This window comes from Chamaesiphon sp. VAR_69_metabat_338, from assembly GCF_031423935.1.
Taxonomy (GTDB): domain Bacteria; phylum Cyanobacteriota; class Cyanobacteriia; order Cyanobacteriales; family Chamaesiphonaceae; genus Chamaesiphon.
Window position 1 is genome coordinate 1 of the sequence record NZ_JANPGM010000523.1, and the last position, 1965, is coordinate 1965.

4 protein-coding genes are annotated in these 1965 nt (G+C 47.3%); all 4 read right to left on the reverse strand.

All coding sequences use genetic code 11. From position 1 onward, the window contains the following. The coding region (locus tag RMO84_RS14500; protein WP_310489156.1) for an AAA family ATPase at nucleotides 1-944 on the reverse strand (944 nt) is incomplete at its 3' end. Between the two features lie 99 nt (nucleotides 945-1043). Then, nucleotides 1044-1244 carry a type II toxin-antitoxin system VapC family toxin gene (locus RMO84_RS21380; RefSeq protein ID WP_396135865.1) on the reverse strand — a complete coding sequence of 67 codons (201 nt, stop codon included), beginning with the start codon at nucleotides 1242-1244 and terminating at the stop codon, nucleotides 1044-1046. Nucleotides 1245-1274: 30 nt separating this feature from the next. After that, complete coding sequence (locus RMO84_RS14505) at nucleotides 1275-1448, reverse strand: hypothetical protein (RefSeq protein WP_310489157.1); 174 nt, start codon at nucleotides 1446-1448, stop codon at nucleotides 1275-1277. 55 nt (nucleotides 1449-1503) lie between these two features. After that, nucleotides 1504-1743, reverse strand: a complete 240-nt coding sequence (locus tag RMO84_RS14510) for an HNH endonuclease (protein ID WP_310489158.1) — start codon at nucleotides 1741-1743, stop codon at nucleotides 1504-1506. Nucleotides 1744-1965 lie beyond the last annotated feature (222 nt).

Below are 1965 nucleotides of genomic sequence, written 5' to 3' on the forward strand. Positions count from 1 at the left end.
TCGGCGAGTTGAATCAACTGTCTGGTACGCGACTCTGATTCGCCGACTAAGCCGCCGAATAAGCGTCCGACATCGAGGCGTAATAATGGTAGATACCAGTGGTGAGAGATCGCTTTGGCGGTAAGGGATTTGCCAGTGCCCTGAATTCCGACCAAGAGCAGCCCTCTCGGGTAGGGAAGACCATATTGACGGGCGCGATCGGAAAAGGAGCCACCACGGCGCAGCAACCAGTCTTTGAGATTATCCAAGCCACCGATATCGGTAATCTGTTCTTTGGCGGGATAGAAATCGAGGATTTGGGTTTGACGGATGGTTTGGCGTTTTTCGGCGAGGACGAGTTCGACGTCATCGGGGCGAATTTCGCCGTGGGTGGCAATCGCGCGGGCTAGTACTCTTCTAATTCGATCGACTGACAAGCCCTGACAAGCGCGGATCAGATCGTCTAATTGTTGGCTGCTCAGGTTATTGCCGGTAGCAGTAGTCAATCGATCGATCTCGACTTTGATTTCGGTAGCGGTGGGGAGCGGAAATTCTAATAAGACGATCGCTTCGCTCAAGTCGCTAGGGATCGTAATCTGAGGCGAGAGGATGACGATGTTTTTAGGTTCGGACTTAAGCTTGCGGGCGAGATTGCGCAATTTGCGCGCGACAGAGACGTCTTCGAGAAAGCGGTGATAATCGCGGAGGATAAAGATCCCAGGAATGTCAGGACTGAGATTATCGACAAATTCTAACGCTTGCAGGGGATTGCGTTTACCATAGCCTTTGTCGTTGGGATTGCCCTGATAACCATCGACAAAATCCCAGATATAAATCGGGCGATTGCCTTGCTGCTGCGCAACTTTGGAGATCGAGCCTTCGACGCGCTCTTCTTCGGTGGTGGGAATATAAATTAGGGGAGATCGCGCCCGTAAGAGTAGTTCAAATTCGGTACTAAAGGTCATATGCGGTAGCGAAGTGCTTCGGATTGGGACTTCCCAAATGCTGCTCGTTCTATCTATAGCTTAATGTAAACTAACGCCGATAAGCTGTTTACAGGGCTGCTATTCCCACATTCGTCGAACTGGATAGAGCGAGAATACAATATCAGCACTGATAAGTACGATATCTTCTACCATTGCTTGGGCAATTAACAGTCGGTCGAACGGATCGCGGTGATGGAGTGGCAGAGCGGCAACAACATTGAGATGTTCGAGTTTAATATATAAAAGTTGAATTCCATTAGGAGCTATTTGCCGATCGATAAAATCATCGAAAGGTAACTCAAGATTTAACTAGCCAATTCCGTATTTGATGGCTATTTCCCAAACGCTGACAACGCTGACAAAATTTTCATTGTCTTCAATCTGCGCTCTTAGTTTGGGCGTAATTCGGGGATTCCCCATCACAAACCATAAAAAGGTATGTGTATCGAGTGGTAAGGTCGAGGTGGTGTGTTGCCACTCCACCCCTCCTATCCGAAACCGGACATGAAACTTTCATCTCATCCGGCTACTTAATGTGTTAACTCTTTGTCACTACAGACTTCCTACTACCATCGCTGGCAGTCTTTACGTCATGGCAATGTCGATGCAATAGTTGTAGATTTTTCCATTCATCCTTACCTCCAATTGATGTAGGAATGATATGGTCTACTTCCATCAAATCTCCTTCGAGGAAGATCAATCCGCAATGAGTACACCGAGCCTTTTGTTGCCGGAGCAACTTAGCCTCACGATTAGGCATTTCAGGGTGTCTACCCATTCTTGAACTCCAATAAACTAGATCGCCATCGTAAGGACTTTTATCTTCTTTAACCTTTACGTAGTTTGTGCTACTGCAAGACACATCTCTATGTAATTGTAACCGGAGAGAATTCGCATCATTTCCGGTTGAGAATACCCAGTTTCTACCGCCCTCTGAATGCCAGTATTTATAATGCCCAGCACTACTAGTTAAGCAGCGTCTTTTTGCCCAGCGTCGAAG